Genomic DNA, 24832 nt, shown 5'->3' with positions numbered 1-24832 from the left:
CAATGGGCTGCCTCATCGACGAATACATGCTTACTGCCTGATTACCGCTGATGTGTAGCGACCAGTTCGCGCAGGCCCGGATCTGCAATGACGAACACATCAAAAATCCCCAGAGCCTGCAGGGCGGGCAGGGCTTCCAATACGGCTGTTTTTGCCTCGGTGCGTTCGCTTGGTAAGCTGTCTGGCTGTAAATAGGTTTTTGCACTTGCCACGAAGGCTGCAACCGTGCCTTTTCTGATGGTCAGGCCATTGATGGTGGTGGTGTTGATGTGGTCGGGGAGTATGTCTTCTGCTTTCATGTTGTTTCCTTGTGGGTTGATGAAGGCTCTATCATGCGCCGGATGCCAGTAAGCTACTTGCGACTTGGCGCCGACATATGTCGCGCCAAGGCCATGACCATATTCACCATTCCCATCTCAGGGATCATGTAAAGACTATCTGGGTTTTGATGGGTCTTGGCTGGGCAATATGCTCCAGCGGGAGGCTGGAAGTTTGCTTGATCGTTTTCAGTGTCACGATGGATTTGACACTGGCAACGCTAGGGAGACGTAGTAATTTTTTCTCCATGAAGTCAGAGAACGATGTCAGATCTGGTGCCGTAATCCGAAGTACATAGTCAGCTTCGCCAGTGACTGAATGACATTCAAGTACCTCAGGCAAGTCCATCATGGCTTTCTCGAACAAGGCTGCGTGTTCGCCCTGCCTGCTTAAAGTAATGTGAGTGAAAGCTGAGACACCCAATCCGATCACTTCAGGATTAAGCACCGCAACATAGTGAGAAATCACCTTTGTTTCTTCCAGGCGCTGTACACGGCGACTGACTTGCGATGTCGATAAATGTACTTTCTCCCCAAGAGCGCTATTCGTTGCTTTTCCATCACGCTGGAGGGCAGTCAGTAAATTGATGTCGTAACTATCAACTGTGACGGTGCTCATATTTTTCCTTTGATTGATATTTAATGCAAAAAATATGCATGAAAACACTTTAATAATGACTAATTTGCGCACATTTTGCAAATGATCCGCACTAAACTATTTTCGATTCAATGCTTGATGAAGATCAAGGAAAACCGAAAATAATTGATTGAATAGAGAAAGAATGATGAATCCAGACAGCATTTCGCAATTCCTGCAATCCCGGCCCATGTGGAAACTTGATCGCCAGTGTGAGGCGATAACGCGCGAGTATATTTTTACAGATTTTATGCAGTCATTTTCATTTATGACGCATATCGCTTTGTTTGCCGAGAAAAAAGACCATCATCCAGAGTGGTTTAATGTCTATAACAAGGTCGTCATGACACTGACGACACACGACGCCGGTGGCGTCACGGATAAGGATATTGAACTTGCCCTCTATGCCGACCGGGTATTTTCAGCATGGGATTTTCCTGCCAGGTAACAATGGCAACTGCTGCCGCGAAATAGTGTGGTAGCGCCTTACTTCTTCAAGAAAAAACACTACAAATTTCAACATCCAACATTCAAGGGGAAAACATCATGAGTACGAAAATTGAAACAGTCATGATTACTGGTGCGTGCGGTAATCTGGGACGCGCACTCGCCAGGAAATTTTCTCAAAATGGGAAAAACCTGATACTCGTTGACCGTCATCTTTATGATCTTGAAAGTGCGTTTGGTCCTGCTAGCGGGCAATGCCTGCTCCTGGCTGCGGATTTGTGCAATAGAGATCAAGTCACTACATTGCTGGACCTCAGCCTGAAAAAATATCCGGCTATCGACATACTTTGCAATGCTGCGGGTGGCTTTAGCATGGGATATTCAGTGCATGACACTGTGGATGAAGATTGGGATTTTTTATTCGATATCAATGTCCGCAGCATGTTGCAACTGGTGCGTGCAGTTGTTCCCGGCATGATAGACAGGTCAGGCGGGAAAATTGTCAATGTCAGTGCGTATGCGGCACTGAGAGGAGTGGCCAAAATGGGGGCATATTGTGCCGCCAAGGATGTGCTTATTCGCCTGACAGAAAGTATGTCAGCAGAGCTGCGTCAACATAATATCAATGTCAATTGCGTTCTCCCCAGCATTCTTGATACTCCACAAAACCGGCTCGCCATGCCGGATGCTGACCCTGGTAAATGGGTTTCTCCAGACGCACTTGCTGATGTGATCGCTTTTCTCGCATCTGATGAGGCACGTGCAATTCATGGTGCTGCCTTGCCCGTTGTCGGCGGTAGTTGAGTTTGATGCGCAGCATGTATTCATCGCTGCGCCATGACAAATATTTGAGAGATATTGAACTATGGAGTTGCTGTAATGAAAAGCACTTTTTTGATTTGCCGGGGTTTGTTGCTGACATGTACGATGCTAGTGGTAATGATACCTGGCATGAGCAATGCTGCAGATACGTTGAAAAAAATACGAGAAAGTCAGACGATCACATTCGCCTACTTACAGGCAACCCCTTTTTCTTATTCCACTGAAGATAACCGGGTCAATGGCTATGCGATTGATCTGTGCCTCAAGATAGCCAGTGCAGTTAAAAAAGAACTTAAACTGCCCAATTTAAAAATCCAATATCTTCCGGTAGATTCCGTTTCCCGCTTCTCCAGCATCATGGAAGGAAAGGCAGATATTGAATGTGGCGCAACCACCAATACTGCAGAGCGGCGCAATCGCGTCAGCTTTACTATCCCGCATTTCTTTTCCAGCGTGCGCATGATAGTCAAGAAAAACAAAGGTATCAGAAACTGGCAGGACCTGAAAGGCAAGACTATTGTCACCACCAGGAATGCGACAACACTGGACTTGGTGAATGCTCGCAGTAATGTCAGGGCACTCAACATCAAAGTATTGGAGGGCCAAGACCACGAAATATCATTTAGTATGGTTGAGCAAGAACAGGCTGACGCGTTTGCCATGGACGATGTCTTACTGTACAGCCTGAGGGCAAAAGCAAAAAATCCGGACGAATTTATCATCGTCGGCGACCCTTTGTCTGTCGAACCTTATTCGCTCATGCTGCGTAAAGAGGATACAGTCTTTAAAAATCTGGTAGATCGCGAGATGATGAGGATGATTGCTGACGGTGAGTTTGAAAAGCTCTACAAGGATTGGTTTACCAAGCCTATAGGTAATAAACAAATGAACCTGGCTATGCCCATGGGCTTTCTATTGCGTGACTCTATTCGTTTTCCTTCAGACAAAACAGCGGATTGACATGTAGTGGATCACGGATTGAAACTGCCTGGGATATAATTCCTGTATGTGTAGTACTGAGGCCAAACCGTCACCTTTGATTGATCCTGCCCGCGCCAGCCAGGAAGGCGGAGCACTGGTCTATGCCGTTACCAGCAAAGCCCACGTACGCAGAACGCCTGAGCACAGGCATATGCGTGGTCAGATCCTGGCGGCAACGACCGGTGTGATCATGATCGCCACTGAGCGACAACAACTTGTCGTGCCCTGTGGCCATGCAATCTGGCTGCCACCTTTACAACTTCACGCCTTGCATACCAGCCAGGTCTTTACGGGATGGAGTGCTTACATCTCGCCATCTGAAAACCTGCCAACCCAAACACAAATACTGCAAGTATCTGGCTTATTACAGGAAGCGGTTTTGCGTGCAGCGAGTTGGAGTGTCAGTGAGCATTTAAATGCTGCCCGAGAGCGTGTGCTTGCTGTCATAGTCGATGAGATTACAAATTCGCCATCACAGGATTTTGTGTTGATCATGCCAGTTGATCGCCGGCTATTGAAAATTGCCAAAGCCCTGGCGGAAACGCCTGGCGATGCACGCTCCATGCAGGAATGGGCGACATGGGCAGGCATTGCACCGCGAACTATGACACGCCATTTTGCTGAAGAGACAGGAATGAGTTTTTCTGACTGGCGGCAACGTGCCAGACTAATGCGGGCGCTGGAATTGCTGGCCGCTGGTATAGCAGTGACCAGCATCGCACTTGAACTGGGTTACGATAGTCTCAGTGCTTTCATCGCCATGTTCAAGCGGCACTTTGGTGCGCCGCCAAGTCAGTTTTCGGCAAACAAAAAGTAGTATCCCTTATGTCAAAATCACGGAGCAATTAATATGTTGATCAAACATGAATTTGAGGTAAAGGCCAGTGCCAAGTATCTGTTTGACCTGACCCAGGATTACACTCTCAGGCAAGAGTGGGATACCTTGACTACAGAATCCTATTTGCTGAACGCAAAGCACGCCGCGGTAGGTGCCCAGGCGCGCTGCATAGACGGCAATGGCCTGGCGATGGATATCGAATATGTCTCGTATAAACCAAATGAAGTGGCCGCCGTCAAAATGATCTGCGGCCCGTATATCTTTGACCAGTTTGCCGGCGGCTGGCATTTCAAGGCATTATCTGAAGGGCTGACCCGTGTACGTTTTTCCTATAACATCACGGCCAAACCACGCTGGCTGTCATGGCTGTTGACGCCTATCTTGTGCCTGAAATTCAAACGTGAGACAGAAAAGCGTATCGTCGCCCTGACAGCTTATGCAGAGCGGCAATTTGCTGCCATGCCTTGATGCGCGTCAAATGTTAGCCTACAGCGCATTCATAAAAGCTTTGCGTATCTGACGGCCGCATTTGACTGATGCACCATAAGCCCCTGCATCCTTGTCATGGCGCGACAAAATGCCATAGTATTTTTTGTCAGCAGAAACCCAGGGATAAAAGCCCCATTTGCCGGGACTGGAATAAGCGTCTATGCTGCCATTCCCTTTTTCAGATTCTACCCAATGATTATAAGAATAAGTCCATGGTTCGTTGAGTAACACTATCGGTGAATACATGACTTTACCCGGACAGGCAGAAGGCAGGGCGCAGATGGCCTGGTCACCCAGGTAGTGACCAATTTCCAATTCCTGTTTCATGATTTTTTTCAGGAACAGCGCGTAGTCAGTCGCTGTGCCCATCATGCCGCCCGCCATCAATGGGTCTAGCGCGGCCATGTGAAAACCTTTGCTTAAGCCTATCGTATTTTGATATTCGGTATCAAGCTGAGCGGCAGTGAAGTTGCCCAGACCCAAATCCACGCTGGCCAGTTTTTGATCATGCCCGCTGTCGTAGTCGAATTTATTCACAGTATCTGGATTAGGCAGGCCTGTACTGCCATTCATGCCGGCGATGTAACAGGCAGTGATGTTCAGCTTTCCTGCACAGGCATCCTCGTTGAAACCGGTATAACCTGACATGAAACGCAGACCATCTTTTAAAGAACTGTTGTTGCGCACCTGATCTATGCCTTTCTTTTCCAGCACATAGGCACCAAATATCCATTTCGAGGCAGAAGCAATATTGAAATAGCTCGTGGAATTGACGCTGCCAGAACCTTGCGAGCCGGACACTATCGGTGCGTTATCACTGGCATTACCAATTTCCCAGTAAAAGTCACCCAGCTTGTCGGTCGTGCACATGGGATCTGTATTTGCCGTATTTTTTGCCGCTGTAATAGCTGCCGCAATGCGGTTGTTGCTGGCCCCAGTGTTTGTGTTGCCAGTGGTAGTCGTGCTGCTATTGCCGGTAACGGGTGGTGCGGCGTCAGATGTGTTGCCGGAACTGCCACCGCCGCAGGCGCTGAGTATGCTGCTGGTAGCTGCAATGGCAGCAATAGCCAGTATGGATGAGAGGTAAGACATGTGATCTCCAGTATAGGGACAGATGATGTATAGACTTGTGATAGAAGCTTTAAAGTAACAAGCCAGCTGTCAGAAACTGTAAACATGAATTCTGTAATTTTGATGGAAGAAGTCTTCTTTATCGACAGTATGGCAAAATGAAGGGATCTTCTTTGTTACTACTTGTTTCAAGACCCATGAGCTCTGCAATTTCAGTTCTCTTAGTTGAAGACGATCCCATGATCGCCCGCACTTTAAACATGGGTTTGCGCTATGAAGGTTTTGTGCTCAGTCATGCGGGCAGTGTCGCAGCCGCAATGCAAGTGCTGTCGCTGCAGACATTTGAATTGATACTGCTTGACGTTGGCTTGCCTGATGGAGATGGCATTAGTCTGTGCAGACAATTACGTGCGCTCCATCCGGTAACACCAATTTTGATGCTATCAGCCAGGACAGATGAAACAGCGGTAGTCGCCAGTATAGAGGGCGGTGCCGACGATTACATACGCAAGCCCTGTGGCTTGCGGGAACTTAGTGCGCGCATGCGTCGTCTATTGGGACGGGTACAGGCAGATTATCAGAATCTGACTTTGATCAGTTTTGGTGATATTCAAATGGATGTTCAGCGTCGTAATGCCAGTATTGCCGGAACTGCTCTGCAATTAGGCAAGAAGGAATATGAAGTGCTGATGTTGCTGGTAAAAGCAAATGGGGGTGCCATTACCCGTGAGCAGATACTGAATCAGTTTGAGGATACTAATCTTATCTACGACCGGACGATAGACTCACACTTGAGCCATCTGCGTCGCAAGTTAAAGGATGCTGGTGCGACGGAACGTATCGTCGCCATTTATGGTATCGGTTATAAACTGGAGCATGCATGAGTCGTTCGTTGTGGTTGCGTTTTTTTGCGATCAGCATATTTTTTGCTTTGCTGCTGAGCCTGTTTTATCTCTGGATGATCAGAGAGGTAACTACGCGCCCCGGCGACGAAGTGCAGCGCAGTATGTACTTGTTTATCGCCCGCATTGTTGAAGAGCATGATTATGCTGAAGGTCTGCGCCGTGTGCAGGCTTATCGCAGTGAATCACCGGCAATCCCGCTGGAAATGTGGATAGTTGGTGCAGACAATAAAATCCTGGCCAGTAATCCAGCGGAAGCAATCCCGTCAGCAGCGTTCTTGCAGCGCGCCAAGCCTGTAGTAGTTCATGAGGTGGTGGCGCGCGGGCGCTTTTTTTCAGGGGGGGCAGCTTCTGCGATTGTGCGTCTGCAGGCTGATGAACCACGCTATTTACTGATACACAATCCAGGCACGCCAGCCCGTGGCGCGTTTTTAACCATGGCCGCACTGTTTGTGGTGACGCTGGTGACCGCAATTTTGCTGGGTTTGTTATTGCTGACCCTTTATTTGCGTGGGCGTTCTACCGAAGCCCGGCGTGTCATTCAAAATATGGAAGCCGGAGACCTGGGCGCACGTTTTACCTCAGGCAGGCTGGATGCCATAGGCGGGTTGATGCAACATTTCAATGCCATGGCCGATGAAATACAGCGGCTGGTCATGCAGTTGCAAGCCATAGAAAAGACGCGGCGCGAGCTTTTGCAGGAGCTGGGGCATGATTTGCGTACACCTTTGACCAGCTTGCGTACCGCGATTGATACTTTATCTGTCCATGGCGAAGCCATGGAGCAGCAAGAACGCGAAGAGTTTTTTACCGTCGTTAGCAGCGAGCTGGATTATTTTACCAGGCTGATTGATGACTTGTTTTTTATCGCCAATATTGATGAGCCGCGTTACCGCAATCAGGTTACCAGTGTGGATTTGTGTGACTTGCTGAAAACTGAGACCGGTCATGCAGTACATCTGCAACAGCAAGCGGATCAGCCCATAGAATTTGTGCTAGAGATTGATGCTGCATGTGATCAGGGGGGCGAACTGGGTGGGAATATCACAGGTGACACTTATCTTATATCCAGACTCTTGCGTAATGTGTTCGACAATGCAGCCAGATATGCACAAAGCAGGGTACGCGTACGACTATCAGCCGTTGCTGATACGCTGGAAATGATCGTCGAGGATGACGGCCCTGGTTTGTCTGCAGATGCGATGTTCCGCTTTGGGCAAAGACGTGACACACGCCTGTTGTTTTCGGGTCTGCCGAGCAGGCAGGCGGGAATTTCACTGGGCCTGGGATCTGTCATTATCAAGGCCATAGTCGAACTGCATGGCGGCCATTACGAGATAGCTAATGGCGGGGGACGCAGCGAATTTCCCGGCGCACGTCTGAGTTTGGTTTTCCCCAGACGATAATCGCAATCGAAAACCTTAATACTGCTGACTCATAGTTCGTTCTTTGCTTTTGGGGCGTGACTTGGCCAGGACAGGTTTTAACTGCGAATCAGTAATCCTGAAAGTCTCTCTTTTGTCACCCATCAGGGCGCGCAGTTCTTTAATAGTAAGACCACTGATTTCATGCATGGTGATCATCAGTGATGCCCCTATCGGCAGGCGCAGGTGGCGGATTTTACTGATAACAGGCGGTGCAACATCCAGCATTTTAGCCAGTGCCGCGTCGTTTTTTAAATGCAGGCGCTTGATCAGTGTATCAAACAGATGGTTAGGGTCATACTTGACTTTATCTGACTGCAGATTGAGCAGGCTTATCATTATTTCTCCTTTGCGTTTCGTGAAATGATGAAACGATGTCAGGTAGCTTAATAAAGATAAAAAATCTTGTATGTGCGATAACTAACATAGCGAACCGGAAAGCAGGATTAATGATCTTTTTTGTTGACAGCATTTGCCAGCAAACCCAATGCCTGCCTGAGCTTATCGTCTGCCATGTTCAACAAATTATCACCGACATACCATTCAAACATGCATAGTCCAGGCAGGGCAGTGTGCACAGCATTATTGAATAACCATATGCCATGTTCTTGCGCAATGCAGTTGCGGATGGTGATGGCCGTATCTCTATCTGTGGGCAGGTACAGGTGCAACATGTTGCAATGCGGAGCAGCCGGACTAGTCTTGAACTCGGGATAGGCGCGCAATTCTTCAAATAGCCATTGTGTACGCGCAAGGCAGTCGGGCAAGGCTGCCAGCCTTTCATCAAACTGCATGGCGGCAGCCACCACATAGGGGCTGCGGCGAAAGACACTGCCGCCTTGCCTGTGCATCCAGACTCGCGCTTTGGCGATGAATTCAGTGTTACCCAATAGCATGGCTCCACCCAGGCCACCTATGCCTTTGTAAAACGATACATAAGCCGTGTCAAAACCTGCGGCAACCTCGGCAAGGCTACGGCCGTAACCAGCCGCAGCTTCCCACAGACGGGCACCATCCATGTGCAGGTGTATATCGTGCTGGCGGCAATAGGCCTTGATGGCATCGAGTTCCTCCCATGCCGGCAATTGTCCGCCTATTTCACGCATGGGTAATTCATAGAGTGCAGCAGCGATTTTTTCTGGTTGGGCTTGCAAGTCCTTGAGTGTCCATGGGCGGTGTGGATTACCTATTTGCAAGGCTTTGAAATGATCGAGCAATTGATAATTGCTTCTTTCGTGAACAAGGATGTGGGAACTGGCGTGCAGTGCAACCAGCTGACTGCCCCGTTCTTCGCATGCCAGGCGCAAGGCCGTGACCTGCGTCAACGTGCCAGTGATGCAAAACAGGCCTGCTTCCATTCCCAGTAAAGCAGCGACTTTGTTCTCGAATGACTGTATCAGTTCACCTTCGCCATAAGTGTCATGTTGCACCTGATTGTCTTCTGACCAGGCAGCCATGCGCCTGAAGGTTTCTGCGGGCGTGATGGCACGATGGCCAGGCAAGGTCGTATGGCAGTTCTGGCGCAGGGCGCTTATCTCGGCATCAGTCACGAAAATCTCCCGCAATGTATTAGAACGCATCATTTTTGATGAAATGAGTTTTGGCAATAGAAATCAATATCTGATTTGTTTCAATCAAGCATCAGTATGCCATGCCAGTTTGATGACTTGTACGCTAAAATCGTGGGATACATTTACTTTCAACTGGTGTACCGCATGTCATCACATACAGACCATACCACCAGCTTCATCACACCCTATGAAGCTGGTAACCAAAACCAGACTACCACCTGGGAAGCCTGCATACAGTTTTATCAAAATCTTGCAACGCAATTTCCTGGCATTTTGCAATTCGGCCAGATCGGTGTTTCCGACAATGGCAAGCCCATTCATGCCGGTATTGTGACGGCTGATGGCGTATTTGAGCGCGAGCGCATCAGGCAAGAGCAACGTCCCATTTTCTTCAATAATAATGGCATCCATCCAGGTGAGCCTGAAGGTATTGATGCCTGCATGGCGCTGGTGCGTGATTTCTGTACCCAGCCTGAGAGACTTGCTGCACTGGGTAAAACAGTGTTTCTGTTCATTCCTGTCTATAACGTTGATGGTTGCCTTAACCGTCAGGATACTTCACGGGTGAATCAGGATGGTCCTGAGCTGTTCGGCTTCCGTGGTAATAGTCTGCACCTGGATCTGAACCGGGATTTCATCAAATGTGATAGTGAAAATGCCCAGGTCTTCAACCGCTTTTTCAGCGATTGGAGCCCGGATGTCATGGTCGATACTCATACATCAAACGGTGCAGACTATCACTACACGATGACCCTGATACAAACCCAGGCCGACAAACTGGGCTACGGTCTGGGACCATTTTTGCGTGACACCATGCTGCCGGCAATTTACGCAGAAATGCAGGAGCGTGGCTGGCCGACTTGCCCTTACGTAAATCCAGTCAAGGATAGCCCTGATCACGGCATAGAAGACTTTCTGGAAACACCACGTTTTTCTACCGGCTACGCGGCCCTGCATCACACCATAGGTTTCATGCCAGAAACCCATATGCTGAAACCCTTTGCTGACCGCTATGCTTCCATGCGTGCGCTGGTGGAAACAGTATTGTCCTTTACAGTTGCCCGCGGTGCCGAGATACAGGCATTGCGTGCGCAAGCGCGTCAGTCTGCCAGCCAGCAACAGCAAGTTGCTGTTCATTGGGCAGCAGATCATAGCCAGCCTTCCAGCTTTATGTTCAAGGGTTATCAGGCGGTTTACAGCCCCAGTGTACTGGGTAATTACACACGTCTGTCATACGACCGCAGCCAGTCGTGGGAAAAAGCAATTGCTTATTACGACCATTTTGTAGCTGACATCAATATTACCCAGCCTAAAGCTTATCTGATACCGCAAGCCTGGCGCGCGGTGATAGAGCGTCTGCAATGGAACGGCGTACATATGCAAAGGCTGGAAAGTGATACAGCCGTGCAGGCGCAGTTGTATCGCATACAGTCAGTGAGATCGCGTCCGCATGCGTATGAAGGACACATGTTTCATGACGATGTGCAATTGCTGCAGATAAATGATCGCGTCACAGTTCATGCTGGTGATTATCTGGTTTCGCTGGATCAGCCGCGAGCGCGTTACATTGTCGAAACTCTGGAGCCGCAGGCGCATGACAGTTTCTTCCGTTGGGGGTTCTTTAATAGTGTGCTGGAAAAGAAAGAAGCTTATTCAGATTATGTGTTTGAAGACACAGCGACAGATATCCTGAACACTGAACCAGAAGTCAGGCAAGCTTTTGAGCAATGGAAGCAGGAAAACCCCGGTTTGCTCAGTGATCAGCAGGCAGTGCTGGACTTTATTTTCAGTCGATGCGCGCGATTTAAGGAGCCTGAATGGCTTCGCTACCCAGTGTTGCGCATAATGCATTGATTTTTTGAAATTTGTTACAAGTTTTTACAGAAACATAATAGAATCTTCTACGGTATTACTCCTGTTTTATAACCGTGGAAGTTGACTGAAAGGTAAAAAATTATGTCTAAATTGCTTGATTATTTGAACACTCTGGATAAAGATGCGGTCGCACTCGAAGCACATAAAAGTGGCGCCAAATCTGCCATGACAAGTTTTGGATTGACTGAGGCTGAACAGGCTGCAGTATTGACTGGTAATAAAGATGTTGTGGCGCAGTTGCTGGGTGTTTCTGCCCAGGTAGTTCCGGCAATTGATGCAACGGAAACTGCGTATTAAGATTGAATTTAATTCTCCGGCACAAGTGATGATTTCTTTTAGAGTCTTTCGATCTTTCATTGTATTGCTGCTTGTCGCCGGAAATTCCCTTGCTTACGCTCAGGAAAGCAAGGAAAAAGATATTGATGATCTGCTCTCGACAGTTGCGCAGGATATACGTACTGCACCGGAAAGAGCAAGTAGTACACTTGCAAAACTGCAAGGACTTGAATCCAGTTTTAACGCGACTCAGCGCAGCCGCTTTTATTTATTGAGTGCTTCTGCACTTGGTTTTAAAGGGCGGCATAAAGAGCGTGTTGAGCTGGTAGAGTCAAATATCGACAAGGTCAAAGACCCTGATTTTCAGGCACGTCTGTTATATCAATTGACTTCTGGATATACCAGCCTGGGTGAATACGAAAAAGCCCTGATGGCAATGAACAAGAGCATTGTTTTATTACCTCAGCTAGTTAATCAGAATGCCAAGTTGGATGCACTTCAATCAGCAATCACGCTGCTTAATTCTTTGCATGCTTATGATGAGGCCTTGAGTTATAACGACAGGATGCTTTCGTTTGATGCCAAAATCAAAGAGAGTGGTTCCAAATGCATAGGCCTGGCAAATCTTGTTGAAATTAATCTCATGCGTGGCGAAAGACAACGCGCCAGATCCATATTGCCTGAGGCTATACAAACTTGCGAAGAGCACGACAGGAGTTTTATCGTCCTGATATTGCGTTCCTTGGCCAGTGTGGATTTGATCGATTCAGGTAATTATTTGCAAGGCCGGGGAGCAGGTCTGCCTTTGCTGGCAGAATTTGCCAAAACCAATCAAAGCTCTGATTACCTGACTCAACTTGAAGATGCATTGTCACGCGCATACATGAATGCGGGAAACCTTGAGCAGGCAGAACGTTTTGGTTTGCAGGCATACCTGCATGCGAAGTCAGGTAGTGCGGTCCAGCTCATGGAAAAGACCGCCGAGACCATGGCAAGCATCAAGCGCGCTCAAGGTCAGTATGCAGGTGCTCTGGAATATTATGAAGCAGCTCTGGTATTGAAGAATAGAGTGCTGGATGATCAGTTGCACAAAAATCTCGCTTATCAGCGCGTGAAATTTGACACGCAAGACAAAGCCATACAATTAAGCTTGCTGGAACAAAAGAATAAAATTCTTGCGGTAGAACGTGAACTGGAAAAAAAGAATAATCAGAATTTGATATTGGTTATTGTTTTGGTCGCAGTGATTCTGGTTCTGCTGTCACTCTGGCTGATCAAAACACTACAGCAAAAAAATCAGTTCCGCCAATTTTCACAGACCGATGGCTTGACTCAGGCAGCCAATCGCATGCATTTCATGACCTGTGCAAACGAAGCGTTCAAGATGCGCACCGGCAGTATGAGCATCATTTTATTTGATATGGATTTGTTTAAAAATATCAACGACTCCTATGGTCATGCGACTGGCGACTGGGTACTAAAAAACGTATGTGAAACCATTAAAACTCATTTGCGTAAAGTTGATTTGTTTGGCCGTCTTGGCGGCGAAGAATTTGGTATCTGCATGCCTGATTCCAGTCAGGCGTCTGCACTGCAACTAGCAGAGCGTTGCCGCATGGCGATTGCGATGATCGATACCGAACCAAGCGGACATATCTTTTCTCTTTCGGCCAGTTTTGGCGTGGCCACGGTGGATAGTAACGGCTTGAACACCTTTGATGCCACTCTGGAGGCCGCTGATAAAGCTTTATACAGCTCCAAGGCCGAAGGGCGAAATTGTGTGAATGTGTTCAGATAAGGACGAAGAGGTTCATCGCATTCACAACTCATGCAATACGATTAAGAAATACATTTCCATTTGCCCCTACACCCTGGTGAAAAATAATTATCTATGACTAATAGCAAACAAGGATCGCTGGTATGTGTGGGTACTGGCATGCGCATGGCAGGACAAATGACGCCGATTGCGCAAAGTTACATTGAGTCTTTTGATGTGGTAGTGGCTGCGATTCCGCATATATTCACCCGTAAATGGCTCATGGATGTCGCCAAGGAATATATTTGCCTGAATTCCTATTATGAAGACATGAAAATTGACGGCAAAGACAGGCGCGACACCTACAGGCGCATGGCCGACACCATTCTGACAGAAATGCGCGCTGGCAAACGGGTATGCGCTACCTTTTACGGACATCCGGGAATTTTTGCCTGCATCTCTCACATGGCAATTGCAGACGCCAGAGCAGAGGGTTATCAGGCGCATATGGAGCCCGGTATTTCGGCCCTCGATTGCCTGGTTGCTGATCTGGGCATAGACCCCGGTAGCCGGGGTATGCAATCCATGGAAGCGACCCAGTTCATGATCTACCATCGCTTGATTGATCCAACAGCATTGTTGATACTGTGGCAGCCTGGTATCGCGGGTGAACTTGCGTTGAAGAAACTGGAGACCAATGAAGAGTATCTGCAAGTGCTTGTCAATAAACTCGCACGCAGCTATCCGCTGGATCATGAAGTGATTTTGTATGAGGCTGCGACTGATCCTCTTGAAAAAACACGCATGGACAAGATTCGTCTTGGAGATTTGCCGCAGATGCTGTTGAAACAAATTACCACGCTGGTGATACCACCTGCAAAAGCATTGGAAAGAGACCAGTCAATTATTGACCAGCTCAATGCCATTGCCGCGCAAAGAGGGCAAGTTCAGCAGGCCGCCTGAAAGAGAGCAGTAGCAAGGGTTTCGTTGTTGCCTGGCATTATTGTGGATGAAGCTGATAAGCACAAACTTGTTATTGACTGCATACCAGTGGCAAAATCCCTTAAAAGTGGCTAAATGTTAATTTAATCAACATCATGATTCAACTTCTCAGGTTACAAATATCTGCTTTCAATTTGATTTACACTTAATTAGAATTGGTCGCGTGAGACAAAATGGTTTGTCAACAAGTTGGGGGATACTGATGAAAAAAATGATCAAAAATGCATTGTTGGGACTGGCTCTTGCTGGTGGTTTGTCGGTAGCCTGTGCTGAAGGCGTAGACACTTCTGTTGATGGCATCTTCAATGCACTGACAACGACAAGCAATTTGCAGGCAACTGTGGATAATCTGGTTGCCAGCGGTGCCAATCCACAATCCATCGTTTCCGTCGCAGCGGCAGCTGGCATTCCCCTGGATACAGTCAAGGATTTGCAAGTTTGCGTGAATTCTGCAGCACCTGATGCTACCGTACTCAGCGCTTCCTGCATGAGACAGCGCAGTCTGGTAACTGCCTATGCAGCAGGCGTGAATGACCCTATGAAATTCCTGCCAGCAACTGCTGCAGGCAAGCGTCAAAACAAAGAAGTCAAAACTAATTAATTAGTCTGGACTGGCAAAAAAAGGCAGGCATGTTGACCATGTCTGCCTTTTATCGTTTTGAACCTGTTGATGGTGTGCTTACCGGCGTATTTGCCGGTGCGCATGCTTTATCCAGTCCTGAAAATCTGCTTTCTCAGGACTTCTTTCTGAGTGGAGCGAGCAACTCACCCAGATCATTGTGATCAATCTCATACATTAATTCCAGCAGGCGGCCAATTTCGCCCTTGGGGAAACCTTCACGTGCAAACCAACCCAGGTAATGCCCGGGCAAGTCAGCGATGGCGGTATCCTTGTATTTGCCATAAGGCATCTTGAAACTCAGCAGTCTTTGCAAATCGTCGGCTTGCATGAGTCTAGTCCTCAGATTTTTTGCCGGATTCTACTGGCGGCGGTGTGCCTGCCGCAGGCTGACTCGCCGGTGTTGCCGTTGTGACCGCTGGGGCTGGCGTGGCCGCTACTGTTTTCTTTTCTTCTTCAGCTTCCTGTACATAAGGTACGCTATCCAGGTAGCGATCTACCAATTCAAAGAATTGCTCGTAGAACTGACCGGTAGGAATGGTTTCACTGGCAACTTTGACCAGCGCATCATCTGTAGAACCAAAAGGCAGGGAGACTGAACCCAGGGCACTGACACCGATGCTGGCTGAAGTGTTGCTTTTCTTTAAGGAATAGCGGTCCCGCACAGCATTCGCAAAAACGGTCGTGCTATTGCTACCCTTGCTGTCTGCCACGCAGACAACATTGAATTCAATCTCGGCATGGACATCTGCTTCCGGCTGGTATTTCCTGCGGCCTTTGAGGACAGAAGGTTTCCAGTCGCTGATGACATAACCCTGGCTCAGCAGTGCGCGACGGGCTGCTTCGCAAGCACTTTTTTCAGTGCCAGGAAAGCCTCGTGTAAATACCCCGGTAGCACCAAATTCTTCATGCTGCATGCCGGCATGTTTGGTGGTCGTGCAGGCGCTTAATAAGCCAAGGGAGAGAGTGAATGGTACTAAAAATTTTCGGTGAATCATCTTTATTTCAATATGCTTTAGAGGTGCGCTTGCGCGGGCACTCAGGCCAGCGCTTCTTTGGCTGCCTCTTCCGGTGTTAATCCGTCAAAAAACAGATCGGTGAACCACTCTATCTGCTCTTCTATGTGGTCTTGCGCCTGGTTGACGGTAGCACCGCCAGCGACCAGGAAAGCTTCTACTTCCGTACACCAGGCAATCAGTGCCTCGGTTTCCGGGTCTAGTTCATTCTTTTTTGCCATGATGTTTCTTTCCTGCTTATTTGAGCGTAGCCCGTATTTTAACTTGCCAGCACCCTGGAGGTGTTACAGCTACATTAAATACCAAGCTACACATGCCAGATTATTAAGGTATAACGCGGTGGGGGATGATTTGGGTGACAGATGCAGTAGAAAATTTTAAAGCCAAAGAGCTCACCAAAGAGGAAGGATCTAAAACTAAAAACTCCCCGCAAACTGATATCGCTTACCCGGGTGCCACATGGTTACGCTGGTGGCGATCATGTCGCGTGAGCGGGTGGTTCTGTGCAAGACCAGGCAGGCTTCCTTGGCTGAGATATGCAGCATCTCGGCTATCTGTTTTGGTGGCAGCACGGCTTCTATGCTGTAGTCGACACCCTGCAAAGGGGCGACTGCCACCAGATATTCATTCGGGGTCATGACGCTGAAGTCTTGTTGCAGGTATTCTGGTGTCACACTGGAGTTGACCCAGCGGTCTTCCACCTGTATTGCCACTTCGTTTTCGAAGTGGACAATCACAGAGTGAAATAGCGGATGCCCAGCTTTGACCTGGAATTCTGCGGCCCGTTGTTCAGTCGCGACTTCTGCCTTCAGTTCATGCAATTCACTACGGTGGGCATGGCCGCGTGAACGGATTTCTTCAGCGATGCTTTTGATTGCGACCAGAGTTGCCTGGTATTTTTGTTGCGCCACATAAGTGCCAGAACCCTGGATGCGCGTCAGGATTTGTTCGCTGGTAAGTTCACGCACGGCACGGTTGACCGTCATACGTGACACGCCAAACTGGCTGGCTAGCGCAGTTTCAGCAGGGATGGCATCACCTTCTTTCCATTTGCCTGACTGGATTTCCTGGAGCAGGGTATCTTTGATGACTTGAAAGGCTGGAATGTCTGGCTTGCTGGGTTTCACAGGATAGATGGCTTAGAGTGATGGGTGTCTGCATTTTCTCATAGCACAGCAGTGATAGCGAATATATTGGCCGACATTGTCATTTACTGTCACTTTTTGCGCGGCAACGCAGAAAATTTACCAGCGATATCCAGCTCACGAAAACGCATGAGGATGAAATCGACAAACAGCCTGGTCTTGGCAGGCATGAGTTTGCTGCTGGCATAGTACAAGGCAATGGGGCCGATATCTGCATACCAGCTAGGCAACAGACGCAGCAATGCACCACTTTCCAGATAGGGCAGTGCATGCAGCCGCGGTACCATGGCCACGCCCAGATCCAGCAATGCTGCGCGGCACATGGCTTCGGGGTCATCCATGATGATACGTGGCTTGAGTTCCATATGTGCCTCTTCTCCCGGAGTGGTTCGCAGCGTCCATGAGCGCAGCCTGCCACTTTGCGGTGAGCGCCGCATAATGCCATCCAGTTCTGCGAGGTCGGCGGGCTTCAATGGCGTCTTGTGCCTGGCGATATAGGCAGGCGAGGCAACCGGTATCACATGCGCGCGCCCGATTTCACGCGCGATAACACCCGGCACCAGCTCTATACCGCCACCAATGGCAACATCAAATCCTTCAGCGATCAGGTCTACGCTGCGGTTATCAAAGTGCAGGTCAGGTATCACGTCGGGGTAGGTGTTAATAAAATCATTCACTACAGGCAAAACATAATCTCGCCCAAAGGCCAGTGCCAGGCTGATTTTTAATATACCAGCAGGTTTGCCTGCAACGTTTTCTACATTCGCCAACGCCGCCTGTATGCTGTCCAGCCCGCCACTGACCTGTGCCAGAAATACTTCTCCTGCTTCAGTCAGCATCAGGCTGCGCGTGCTGCGCTGGAATAAACGTATACCCAGACGCGACTCCAGTTTTGCGACATTTTTGCTGACCGCCGCTGGTGTCAGCCCCAGATTGCGCGCCGCCTGGGAAAAACTGCCTGCTTCTGCGCTGCGCACAAAGGATTCGATGCTGGAAAGGGTTTCCATGATGAGCTTTCTATTTTCAACCTTTAGTTGAAGGTAATGTAATCGATTATGGACTATTTGTAATCATTTAAAAAGCACAAAATAGCTACATCCAATCCCGGATTAGCGAAATTCAACCGAACCAAACTGAACTAAACAGGAGAACGACATGACACAAACATTCAACACTCAAGCAAACACATCCAAAGCAAACCTGGCTGGTAAAACAGCCCTGGTCACCGGCGGTTCACGCGGTATAGGTGCAGCCATTGCACGCAAACTGGCAACAGACGGCGCTGCAGTTGCCATCACTTATTCCAGCAGTGCGCAGCAGGCAGAGCAACTGGTGGCTGATATACGCTCAACTGGTGGCAAGGCACTGGCTATTCGCGCTGATGCGCAAGATGCAGATGCAGTCAGGCAGGCAGTTGCAAAAACGGTCGCAGAATTTGGCGGTCTCGATATCCTCGTCAACAATGCGGGTGCACTGGTTGCTAGCGGTATTGCGGATATCAGCATGGACGATTATCAACGCCTGATTGCTGTCAACGTGACCGGTGTGTTTGTTACCTCGCAAGAAGCGCAGCGTCATATGAAACAGGGTGGCCGTATCATCAACATAGGCAGTGTCAACAGTGATTATGTGCCAGTACCTGGCCTGTCACTGTATGCGCTGACCAAAGGCGCGGTAGCTTCTTTCACCCGTGGCCTGGCACGTGACCTGGGCGCACGTGGCATCACCGTCAATAATGTACAGCCCGGCCCGGTTGATACAGAAATGAATCCAGCCAACGGTGCTTTTGCCGACACCATGCGCAGCTATATGGCGACAGGTAAATACGGTACAGGCGCACAGATCGCGAGCCTGGTTGCTTACCTGGCGAGTGAGGATGCAGCATTCATTACCGGTGCCAATCTCAAGGCAGATGGTGGCTTTGATGCCTGATATGCTTGACGTGTGCAGATAAAAAATGCATGAATCAAAGAGCCGGATTGTCTGCAGGTTTGTGCAGCGCAGCCCGGCTTTTTTTGTGTGACAATAGTGGCCGAATCCGGCGGGATATGTCCTGTCGCATTGCGTAAGATTTCGATGTTTCCCACCTGATTAACATTTGGAGTTTTCATGACAGCCACAAGCTTCAGTGCATTCAAAGAATTGCACGAGGGCAGTACACCCTTGTTGTTACCCAATGCCTGGGATGCCGCCAGTGCAGTCCTGTTTGAGCGTGATGGTGCCACAGCGATTGCCACCTCCAGTGCCTCGCTGGCCTGGGCACTAGGCTATGCTGACGGTGGCACCTTGCCACGTGACGAGTTGCTGGCAGCCGTGCGACGCATCATGCGCGTCATCAAAGTGCCTTTGTCGGTGGATGTTGAAGATGGCTATAGCGACGATGCTGATAGCGTCGCTAACCTGGTAGCAGACCTGCAGCAGTATGGTGTGGCTGGTATCAATCTTGAAGATGGTGGCGGTGCGCCAGAATTGCTGATAGCAAAAATCAAGGCCATTCGCAACAAGCTTAATGGTGCCGGATTCTTCATCAACGCCAGGACGGACGTGTATCTGCGTGGACTGGCGAGTGGCGATGCTGCTGTACAAATGGCGATTAGCCGTACCCAGGCCTACCAGACTGCCGGAGCCAGCGCAGCCTTTTTGCCAGGGCTGTGCGATGCTGCAGCAATTTCTACTATTGCACAGGCACTCGATATTCCGGTCAACATCATGGCTGTGTCTGGCATGCCGGACATCAGCCAATTATTTGCTGCCGGTTGCCGTCGTTTCTCATTGGGGCCTGTGCCTTTCCAGCTTGCTTATCATCATGGCAGGGAGGGGGTGCACCAGTTTTTGCATCAGGGACAGACAGCTTCATTATTCAAGCATGAGCTAAGCTATCCATATATGAATGCAGCCTTGAATGTTGATGGCTGAAATGGGCAAGTGACACTAGGCTGGGGGAAACAGATCATCCACGCGGGATGATCTGAAAAAATATTCCTGAATTTGAGTGGGCTCAGCCCGTAATTCAAGTGGGAGGATGTTAAGTTTGATTGAAAAATTCAGGAGGTGAGCTGTAGCACCCACGCTTCCCAGTCCATTACCGGTTCACCGCCAAGCTGTCTGTAAAACTGTTTTGCATTGCTATTGTCTGGCAGTACATCCCATTTTAATCTGCCGCAACCATGCTGCCTGGCATCGGCTATCACGGTTTCCATCAATGCCTTGCCGATGCCAAGCTGGCGTGCTGGTGTGGTAACGTATAATTCTTTGAGTCGCCAATCCGGACGCAGGTCGTAGGTAAAAGCGATTTCGACCAGGACTGCATAACCTAGCAAAACGCCTGCTGGTGTCGCCGCCACATAAGCCTTGAATTGTGGCCGTTCCGTATCCAGTCCACGTGCCAGCAAATCCTCGATGGTGACGCGAAATTCAGTCAGGTAGCCTTCAAAGGCGGCCAGTTCACGCATCAATTGCAGCAAGCCCGCCACGTCGCTGGCCAGGGCAGGACGTACGCTGAATGCCGTTGTTTTTACCCCCGGGCTCATGCGAGTTCAGTGACTTCTGTTGTCAGGCTAAAACCTTCATCAACCCAGCCAGTGATGCCGCCTATCATGATTTTTACAGGGCGGCCAAGCTGCGCCAGTCTGATCGCCGCCTTGGTCGCACCATTGCAATGCGGGCCTGCGCAGTAAGTCACAAACAGGGTATCTGCCGGATAGCTGGCCAGTTTGGAGGTGATGATCTTGCCTCTCAACAGGTTGATAGCGCCGGGCACGTGACCTTTGGCATAAGATTCTGGGCTACGAACGTCCAGCAAGACAAAATCAGCCTTGCCTTCAAACAAGGCGTGGTGAGTATCCCAGCAATCTGTCTCAAAACGCAGGCTGTCTGCAAAATGGGCAATGGCTTCCTGGCTGCTGGCTGCGGCGACTTCAGTGACGACGGACATGGTTTTTGCCTTTCATGAGTGGGTTGAATATGTAGCTATTGTCGGCTTCTTCATCTAAATCGAATAGTGGCGTTAACGGCATGATCCGGTAATATCGCGCCAAAATCTCAAGCGGGCAAAATTTTTACAAAATCCCTCAAGTATTCGCTTGCAAAAGTTGTATATACAACTTAAACTTTCTCTCAATGATTCAGCTTTGTCCGGTTTTATTGCTTTTTGTTTGCTTGACCGGATTCTTAAATTTGGGCGGTATATCTGTGATTTTGCCGCTATCCTGTATTTAACTGATGGAGAGAGACTATGAACAACGATCCACGCTGGGATGCCACTCGCGTAATCCACGCACCACGCGGTGCTGAAAAAACCTGCAAGACCTGGGTGGCCGAGGCGGCCTATCGCATGATCCAGAATAATCTTGACCCGGCGGTGGCAGAAAACCCCAAGCATCTGGTCGTTTATGGTGGCATAGGTCGCGCAGCCCGTAACTGGGAATGCTATGACCAGATCCTGGCATCGCTCAAAGAACTCAATGAAGATGAAACCTTGCTGATACAGTCCGGCAAACCGGTAGGCGTATTCAAGACGCATGAAGACGCACCCCGCGTGCTGATCGCCAATTCCAATCTGGTACCCAAATGGGCCAACTGGGAACATTTCAATGAACTCGACCGCAAGGGCCTGTTCATGTATGGCCAGATGACTGCCGGTAGCTGGATATATATAGGCACACAAGGCATTGTCCAGGGTACGTATGAAACATTTGCAGAAGCAGGTCGCCAGCATTTCAATGGTGATTGGGGTGGCCGCTGGATATTGACAGCTGGTCTCGGTGGCATGGGTGGCGCACAACCTTTGGCTGCCAGCTTTGCCGGTGCCGTATCTCTTAACATCGAATGTCAGCAATCAAGCATAGACTTCCGCCTGCGCACCCGTTATGTCGACAAGCAGGCCAAAGATCTTGACGATGCGCTGGCACTCATCAAGCATCATTGCGACCGTAAAGAAGCGGTGTCGATTGCCTTGCTCGGCAATGCCGCAGAAATCTTGCCAGAACTGGTCAAGCGCGCAAAAGCGGGCGGCATGAAACCTGATCTGGTAACAGATCAAACTTCTGCCCATGACCTCATTAATGGTTACCTGCCTATAGGCTGGACAGTGGCTGAATGGAAGGCTGCGCAACAAGACGCTGCCCAGCATGCCAAACTGACTGCTGATGCCTCACAGGCCTGCGCCGTACATGTGCAAGCCATGCTGGATTTCCACGCCATGGGTATACCGACAGTTGATTACGGCAATAACATCCGTCAGGTGGCTTTTGACACCGGTGTCAAGAATGCCTTTGACTTCCCTGGCTTTGTACCTGCATATATCCGCCCGCTGTTCTGTGATGGCAAAGGCCCATTCCGCTGGGTAGCTCTGTCGGGTGACCCGGAAGATATCCGCAAGACCGATGCCAAGATCAAGGAACTGTTCCCTGAAAATAAAGGTGTGCACAAATGGCTGGAAATGGCCGGTGAACGTATTGCCTTCCAGGGTTTGCCTGCACGTATTTGCTGGCTGGGCCTGGGGGAGCGTCATATCGCAGGTTTGGCCTTCAATGAAATGGTCAAAAATGGCGAATTGAAAGCACCGATCGTCATTGGCCGTGACCATCTGGACACAGGCTCAGTCGCCAGCCCCAACCGTGAAACCGAAGGCATGCGCGATGGTACGGATGCAGTGTCCGATTGGCCATTGCTTAACGCTTTGCTCAATACTGCTGGCGGCGCCAGCTGGGTATCACTGCATCATGGTGGTGGTGTGGGCATGGGTTATTCTCAGCATTCTGGCATGGTCATTGTTGCTGATGGTACCGAAGCTGCCGCTAAACGTCTGGCGCGTGTACTGGTCAATGACTGTGGTTCTGGCGTCATGCGTCATGCGGATGCGGGATATGAGCAGGCCGTTGCATGTGCAGAACGTGAGGGCTTGAATTTACCTATGATTGCCAAAGCAAAGTAATCAAGCACCGCTTTACTCCCTCCCCTTGAAGAGGAGGGAATTAAAACGATATTTAAAGTATTCAGGAAAAAACATGAGTAATCATTTTGAAATTCAACCCGGTCAATTCACGCTGAGCGACCTGCGTGCTATCTGGACCAAATCCCAGCCGTTGAAGCTGGCAGAGTCCGCCTATGCCGCCATCAATGCCGCTTCCGCCACGATAGATAAAATCGTGGCAAAAGGTGATGCGGCTTACGGCATCAATACCGGTTTCGGCAAACTGGCGAAGACCCGTATCCCTGATGACCAGTTGGAACTCTTGCAGCGTAATCTCATCCTTTCGCATTCCGTCGGTTCTGGTGAATTGATTTCGGATGAAGTCGTACGCCTGATCCTGGCGATGAAGATCGCCAGCCTGGCGCGTGGTTTTTCCGGTATCCGTGCTTCTGTGATCGATAGCATGATCGCCATGTATAACGCAGACATCATGCCGACTATCCCGGTCAAGGGTTCGGTGGGTGCATCCGGTGATCTGGCTCCGTTGTCGCATATGACGCTGGCTATGCTGGGCGAGGGTGATGCGCGTGTTAATGGCAAGCTTGTGCCTGCCAAAGAAGCACTGGCTGCTGCCGGTATCAAGCCTGTCGTATTGGCTGCCAAGGAAGGCCTGGCTCTCATCAATGGTACACAGGTATCCGCGGCACTTGCTTTGAATGGTCTGTTCCTGGCAGAGCGTCTGCTGGAAGCCGCGACCATTACCGGTTCCTTGTCAGTCGATGCCGCCAAGGGCAGCGATGCCCCGTTTGATGCGCGTATCCATAGCAGCCGTGGCCAACCTGGTCAGATCGCGACAGCACAGATTTATCGCAACCTGCTGGCTGGTAGTGAAATTCGCCAGTCTCATCTCGTCAACGATGAGCGCGTACAAGATCCATATTGCCTGCGCTGCCAGCCACAGGTCATGGGTGCTTGCCTCGACATTATCAATAATGCGGCACGTACCTTGTTGATCGAAGCAAATGCAGTGACGGATAACCCACTGGTGTTCGTGGAAACCGGTGAAGTTATCTCTGGCGGTAACTTCCATGCAGAGCCTGTGGCTTTTGCGGCAGATACCCTGGCACTGGCAATTGCCGAGATAGGCTCCATCTCTGAGCGTCGCATCGCCTTGTTGATCGATTCATCGATTTCTGGCCTGCCACCTTTCCTTGTGCCTTCATCCGGTTTGAATTCTGGTTTCATGATCGCCCATGTGACGGCCGCGGCGCTGGCTTCTGAAAACAAATCACATGCCCATCCATCCAGTGTCGATAGCATTCCGACTTCTGCCAACCAGGAAGACCATGTTAGCATGGCGACCTATGGCGCACGCCGTTTGCATGAAATGGCCCACAATACAGCGACCATCGTTGGCATAGAATTGCTGGCGGCGGCACAGGGTGTGGATTTCCATGCGCCTTTGCAAACATCAGCGATGTTGAAGCAAGTCCACACGCTTTTGCGCGAAAAAGTGGCTTTCTATGACAAAGACAGGTTCTTCGCCCCTGATATAGAAGCAGCAAAAGCGCTGGTCGTCGAAGGCCATTTGAGCGCACAATGCCAGCAGTTGTATCAAAATCTGTATTTGGCTTGATTCTGCTTGAACCTTAGCAGTTTGAATTAAGCAGTTTGTATTAAGATAATGGCTCTCTCATCTGGGAGGGCCATTTTTGTATTTTGTTGAAAGC

The 24832-nt window shown here is 49.5% G+C and carries 28 protein-coding genes; 16 read left to right on the top strand and 12 right to left on the bottom strand.

Features of this window, described 5'->3' with window-relative positions; all coding sequences use genetic code 11:
• Nucleotides 1–41 precede the first annotated feature (41 nt).
• Nucleotides 42–299 (bottom strand): hypothetical protein, encoded by a 258-nt coding sequence (locus tag AC3WQT_RS24835; RefSeq protein ID WP_492708078.1) that lies wholly within the window; start codon nucleotides 297–299, stop codon nucleotides 42–44.
• A gap of 124 nt (nucleotides 300–423) precedes the next feature.
• A complete protein-coding gene (locus AC3WQT_RS24830; RefSeq protein ID WP_492708076.1) occupies nucleotides 424–936 on the bottom strand; it encodes an Lrp/AsnC family transcriptional regulator in 513 nt (170 codons plus the stop codon).
• Nucleotides 937–1099: 163 nt separating this feature from the next.
• On the opposite strand from AC3WQT_RS24830, the gene AC3WQT_RS24825 reads away from it, so the two are divergent.
• The 5 genes from AC3WQT_RS24825 to AC3WQT_RS24805 all read left to right on the top strand — a co-directional run bounded on the left by AC3WQT_RS24825 (nucleotide 1100) and on the right by AC3WQT_RS24805 (nucleotide 4510).
• Complete coding sequence (locus tag AC3WQT_RS24825; protein ID WP_492708075.1) at nucleotides 1100–1402, top strand: 4a-hydroxytetrahydrobiopterin dehydratase; 303 nt, start codon at nucleotides 1100–1102, stop codon at nucleotides 1400–1402.
• Between the two features lie 98 nt (nucleotides 1403–1500).
• Complete coding sequence (locus tag AC3WQT_RS24820) at nucleotides 1501–2205, top strand: SDR family NAD(P)-dependent oxidoreductase (protein WP_492708074.1); 705 nt, start codon at nucleotides 1501–1503, stop codon at nucleotides 2203–2205.
• 147 nt (nucleotides 2206–2352) lie between these two features.
• Entirely contained in the window at nucleotides 2353–3183 is an 831-nt protein-coding gene (locus tag AC3WQT_RS24815) for an amino acid ABC transporter substrate-binding protein (RefSeq protein ID WP_492708072.1), read from the top strand.
• Nucleotides 3184–3229: 46 nt separating this feature from the next.
• Nucleotides 3230–4021, top strand: coding sequence for a helix-turn-helix domain-containing protein (locus AC3WQT_RS24810; RefSeq protein ID WP_492708070.1), 792 nt, complete (start codon nucleotides 3230–3232; stop codon nucleotides 4019–4021).
• A gap of 33 nt (nucleotides 4022–4054) precedes the next feature.
• Nucleotides 4055–4510, top strand: a complete 456-nt coding sequence (locus AC3WQT_RS24805) for an SRPBCC family protein (protein WP_492708068.1) — start codon at nucleotides 4055–4057, stop codon at nucleotides 4508–4510.
• An 18-nt stretch (nucleotides 4511–4528) separates the two neighbouring features.
• Here AC3WQT_RS24805 and AC3WQT_RS24800 read toward each other — a convergent pair whose 3' ends face one another.
• Nucleotides 4529–5623, bottom strand: a complete 1095-nt coding sequence (locus AC3WQT_RS24800) for a hypothetical protein (RefSeq protein WP_492708066.1) — start codon at nucleotides 5621–5623, stop codon at nucleotides 4529–4531.
• A 137-nt stretch (nucleotides 5624–5760) separates the two neighbouring features.
• Between AC3WQT_RS24800 and AC3WQT_RS24795 the strand changes: the two genes are divergently transcribed.
• Both AC3WQT_RS24795 and AC3WQT_RS24790 read left to right on the top strand, forming a co-directional pair.
• Complete coding sequence (locus AC3WQT_RS24795; protein ID WP_492708064.1) at nucleotides 5761–6486, top strand: response regulator transcription factor; 726 nt, start codon at nucleotides 5761–5763, stop codon at nucleotides 6484–6486.
• Nucleotides 6483–7910, top strand: coding sequence for a HAMP domain-containing sensor histidine kinase (locus tag AC3WQT_RS24790; RefSeq protein ID WP_492708062.1), 1428 nt, complete (start codon nucleotides 6483–6485; stop codon nucleotides 7908–7910). Before AC3WQT_RS24795 ends, AC3WQT_RS24790 begins: the two co-directional genes overlap by 4 nt.
• A 15-nt stretch (nucleotides 7911–7925) precedes the next feature.
• On the opposite strand, the gene AC3WQT_RS24785 is transcribed toward AC3WQT_RS24790, so the two are convergent.
• Complete coding sequence (locus AC3WQT_RS24785; RefSeq protein ID WP_492708060.1) at nucleotides 7926–8267, bottom strand: hypothetical protein; 342 nt, start codon at nucleotides 8265–8267, stop codon at nucleotides 7926–7928.
• A gap of 107 nt (nucleotides 8268–8374) precedes the next feature.
• On the bottom strand, nucleotides 8375–9478 hold the full coding sequence (locus AC3WQT_RS24780) for a threonine aldolase family protein (protein WP_492708058.1): 1104 nt from the start codon (nucleotides 9476–9478) through the stop codon (nucleotides 8375–8377).
• 165 nt (nucleotides 9479–9643) lie between these two features.
• On the opposite strand from AC3WQT_RS24780, the gene AC3WQT_RS24775 reads away from it, so the two are divergent.
• The 5 genes from AC3WQT_RS24775 (at nucleotide 9644) to AC3WQT_RS24755 (ending at nucleotide 15009) form a co-directional block, all read left to right on the top strand.
• On the top strand, nucleotides 9644–11353 hold the full coding sequence (locus AC3WQT_RS24775; RefSeq protein WP_492708056.1) for a M14 family zinc carboxypeptidase: 1710 nt from the start codon (nucleotides 9644–9646) through the stop codon (nucleotides 11351–11353).
• A 102-nt stretch (nucleotides 11354–11455) separates the two neighbouring features.
• On the top strand, nucleotides 11456–11671 hold the full coding sequence (locus AC3WQT_RS24770) for a hypothetical protein (protein ID WP_492708054.1): 216 nt from the start codon (nucleotides 11456–11458) through the stop codon (nucleotides 11669–11671).
• Nucleotides 11672–11699: 28 nt separating this feature from the next.
• Nucleotides 11700–13448: a sensor domain-containing diguanylate cyclase gene (locus tag AC3WQT_RS24765; protein WP_492708052.1), complete on the top strand. Its 1749-nt coding sequence runs from the start codon at nucleotides 11700–11702 to the stop codon at nucleotides 13446–13448.
• A 93-nt stretch (nucleotides 13449–13541) separates the two neighbouring features.
• Nucleotides 13542–14369: an SAM-dependent methyltransferase gene (locus AC3WQT_RS24760; RefSeq protein ID WP_492708050.1), complete on the top strand. Its 828-nt coding sequence runs from the start codon at nucleotides 13542–13544 to the stop codon at nucleotides 14367–14369.
• A gap of 241 nt (nucleotides 14370–14610) precedes the next feature.
• Entirely contained in the window at nucleotides 14611–15009 is a 399-nt protein-coding gene (locus AC3WQT_RS24755; RefSeq protein WP_492708048.1) for a hypothetical protein, read from the top strand.
• A 133-nt stretch (nucleotides 15010–15142) separates the two neighbouring features.
• Here AC3WQT_RS24755 and AC3WQT_RS24750 read toward each other — a convergent pair whose 3' ends face one another.
• The 5 genes from AC3WQT_RS24750 to AC3WQT_RS24730 form a co-directional block, all read right to left on the bottom strand.
• Entirely contained in the window at nucleotides 15143–15358 is a 216-nt protein-coding gene (locus AC3WQT_RS24750) for a DUF3820 family protein (RefSeq protein WP_492708046.1), read from the bottom strand.
• Between the two features lie 4 nt (nucleotides 15359–15362).
• The gene (locus tag AC3WQT_RS24745; RefSeq protein WP_492708044.1) at nucleotides 15363–16025 is read right to left on the bottom strand and encodes a DUF2242 domain-containing protein; all 663 of its coding nucleotides are present in this window, start codon (nucleotides 16023–16025) and stop codon (nucleotides 15363–15365) included.
• A 41-nt stretch (nucleotides 16026–16066) separates the two neighbouring features.
• Entirely contained in the window at nucleotides 16067–16264 is a 198-nt protein-coding gene (locus AC3WQT_RS24740) for a hypothetical protein (protein WP_492708042.1), read from the bottom strand.
• Between the two features lie 195 nt (nucleotides 16265–16459).
• A complete protein-coding gene (gene hutC / locus AC3WQT_RS24735) occupies nucleotides 16460–17179 on the bottom strand; it encodes a histidine utilization transcriptional repressor HutC (RefSeq protein ID WP_492708230.1) in 720 nt (239 codons plus the stop codon).
• A gap of 80 nt (nucleotides 17180–17259) precedes the next feature.
• On the bottom strand, nucleotides 17260–18195 hold the full coding sequence (locus AC3WQT_RS24730) for a LysR family transcriptional regulator (RefSeq protein ID WP_492708040.1): 936 nt from the start codon (nucleotides 18193–18195) through the stop codon (nucleotides 17260–17262).
• Between the two features lie 148 nt (nucleotides 18196–18343).
• Here AC3WQT_RS24730 and AC3WQT_RS24725 point away from each other — a divergent pair, with 148 nt between their 5' ends.
• Complete coding sequence (locus tag AC3WQT_RS24725) at nucleotides 18344–19120, top strand: 3-oxoacyl-ACP reductase family protein (protein ID WP_492708038.1); 777 nt, start codon at nucleotides 18344–18346, stop codon at nucleotides 19118–19120.
• A gap of 177 nt (nucleotides 19121–19297) precedes the next feature.
• On the top strand, nucleotides 19298–20104 hold the full coding sequence (locus AC3WQT_RS24720) for an isocitrate lyase/PEP mutase family protein (protein WP_492708036.1): 807 nt from the start codon (nucleotides 19298–19300) through the stop codon (nucleotides 20102–20104).
• A 128-nt stretch (nucleotides 20105–20232) separates the two neighbouring features.
• Here AC3WQT_RS24720 and AC3WQT_RS24715 read toward each other — a convergent pair whose 3' ends face one another.
• Nucleotides 20233–20718, bottom strand: a complete 486-nt coding sequence (locus AC3WQT_RS24715) for a GNAT family N-acetyltransferase (protein WP_492708034.1) — start codon at nucleotides 20716–20718, stop codon at nucleotides 20233–20235.
• Nucleotides 20715–21122 (bottom strand): rhodanese-like domain-containing protein, encoded by a 408-nt coding sequence (locus tag AC3WQT_RS24710; RefSeq protein ID WP_492708032.1) that lies wholly within the window; start codon nucleotides 21120–21122, stop codon nucleotides 20715–20717. The genes AC3WQT_RS24715 and AC3WQT_RS24710 overlap by 4 nt, the downstream gene beginning before the upstream one ends.
• Before the next feature lie 300 nt (nucleotides 21123–21422).
• On the opposite strand from AC3WQT_RS24710, the gene hutU reads away from it, so the two are divergent.
• Nucleotides 21423–23123, top strand: a complete 1701-nt coding sequence (gene hutU, locus AC3WQT_RS24705; protein ID WP_492708031.1) for a urocanate hydratase — start codon at nucleotides 21423–21425, stop codon at nucleotides 23121–23123.
• 73 nt (nucleotides 23124–23196) lie between these two features.
• Nucleotides 23197–24738: a histidine ammonia-lyase gene (hutH, locus tag AC3WQT_RS24700; protein ID WP_492708030.1), complete on the top strand. Its 1542-nt coding sequence runs from the start codon at nucleotides 23197–23199 to the stop codon at nucleotides 24736–24738.
• Nucleotides 24739–24832: the final 94 nt, after the last annotated feature.

It is taken from the genome of Undibacterium sp. FW305-107 (assembly GCF_058788535.1).
Note: the sequence above shows the minus strand (reverse complement) of the source record. Positions and strands in the feature narration are given on the sequence as shown.

Coding starts and splice junctions, on each gene's coding strand:
- hutH (WP_492708030.1), top strand. CDS start 23,197: ATGAGTAATCATTTTGAAATTCAACCCGGTCAATTCACGCTGAGCGAC.
- AC3WQT_RS24775 (WP_492708056.1), top strand. CDS start 9,644: ATGTCATCACATACAGACCATACCACCAGCTTCATCACACCCTATGAA.
- AC3WQT_RS24830 (WP_492708076.1), bottom strand. CDS start 936: ATGAGCACCGTCACAGTTGATAGTTACGACATCAATTTACTGACTGCC.
- AC3WQT_RS24755 (WP_492708048.1), top strand. CDS start 14,611: ATGAAAAAAATGATCAAAAATGCATTGTTGGGACTGGCTCTTGCTGGT.
- AC3WQT_RS24750 (WP_492708046.1), bottom strand. CDS start 15,358: ATGCAAGCCGACGATTTGCAAAGACTGCTGAGTTTCAAGATGCCTTAT.
- AC3WQT_RS24835 (WP_492708078.1), bottom strand. CDS start 299: ATGAAAGCAGAAGACATACTCCCCGACCACATCAACACCACCACCATC.
- AC3WQT_RS24790 (WP_492708062.1), top strand. CDS start 6,483: ATGAGTCGTTCGTTGTGGTTGCGTTTTTTTGCGATCAGCATATTTTTT.
- AC3WQT_RS24820 (WP_492708074.1), top strand. CDS start 1,501: ATGAGTACGAAAATTGAAACAGTCATGATTACTGGTGCGTGCGGTAAT.
- AC3WQT_RS24760 (WP_492708050.1), top strand. CDS start 13,542: ATGACTAATAGCAAACAAGGATCGCTGGTATGTGTGGGTACTGGCATG.
- hutU (WP_492708031.1), top strand. CDS start 21,423: ATGAACAACGATCCACGCTGGGATGCCACTCGCGTAATCCACGCACCA.
- AC3WQT_RS24800 (WP_492708066.1), bottom strand. CDS start 5,623: ATGTCTTACCTCTCATCCATACTGGCTATTGCTGCCATTGCAGCTACC.
- AC3WQT_RS24765 (WP_492708052.1), top strand. CDS start 11,700: ATGATTTCTTTTAGAGTCTTTCGATCTTTCATTGTATTGCTGCTTGTC.
- AC3WQT_RS24810 (WP_492708070.1), top strand. CDS start 3,230: ATGTGTAGTACTGAGGCCAAACCGTCACCTTTGATTGATCCTGCCCGC.
- AC3WQT_RS24725 (WP_492708038.1), top strand. CDS start 18,344: ATGACACAAACATTCAACACTCAAGCAAACACATCCAAAGCAAACCTG.
- AC3WQT_RS24730 (WP_492708040.1), bottom strand. CDS start 18,195: ATGGAAACCCTTTCCAGCATCGAATCCTTTGTGCGCAGCGCAGAAGCA.
- AC3WQT_RS24770 (WP_492708054.1), top strand. CDS start 11,456: ATGTCTAAATTGCTTGATTATTTGAACACTCTGGATAAAGATGCGGTC.
- AC3WQT_RS24715 (WP_492708034.1), bottom strand. CDS start 20,718: ATGAGCCCGGGGGTAAAAACAACGGCATTCAGCGTACGTCCTGCCCTG.
- AC3WQT_RS24805 (WP_492708068.1), top strand. CDS start 4,055: ATGTTGATCAAACATGAATTTGAGGTAAAGGCCAGTGCCAAGTATCTG.
- AC3WQT_RS24785 (WP_492708060.1), bottom strand. CDS start 8,267: ATGATAAGCCTGCTCAATCTGCAGTCAGATAAAGTCAAGTATGACCCT.
- AC3WQT_RS24795 (WP_492708064.1), top strand. CDS start 5,761: ATGAAGGGATCTTCTTTGTTACTACTTGTTTCAAGACCCATGAGCTCT.
- AC3WQT_RS24710 (WP_492708032.1), bottom strand. CDS start 21,122: ATGTCCGTCGTCACTGAAGTCGCCGCAGCCAGCAGCCAGGAAGCCATT.
- AC3WQT_RS24720 (WP_492708036.1), top strand. CDS start 19,298: ATGACAGCCACAAGCTTCAGTGCATTCAAAGAATTGCACGAGGGCAGT.
- AC3WQT_RS24825 (WP_492708075.1), top strand. CDS start 1,100: ATGATGAATCCAGACAGCATTTCGCAATTCCTGCAATCCCGGCCCATG.
- AC3WQT_RS24815 (WP_492708072.1), top strand. CDS start 2,353: ATGAGCAATGCTGCAGATACGTTGAAAAAAATACGAGAAAGTCAGACG.
- AC3WQT_RS24740 (WP_492708042.1), bottom strand. CDS start 16,264: ATGGCAAAAAAGAATGAACTAGACCCGGAAACCGAGGCACTGATTGCC.
- AC3WQT_RS24745 (WP_492708044.1), bottom strand. CDS start 16,025: ATGATTCACCGAAAATTTTTAGTACCATTCACTCTCTCCCTTGGCTTA.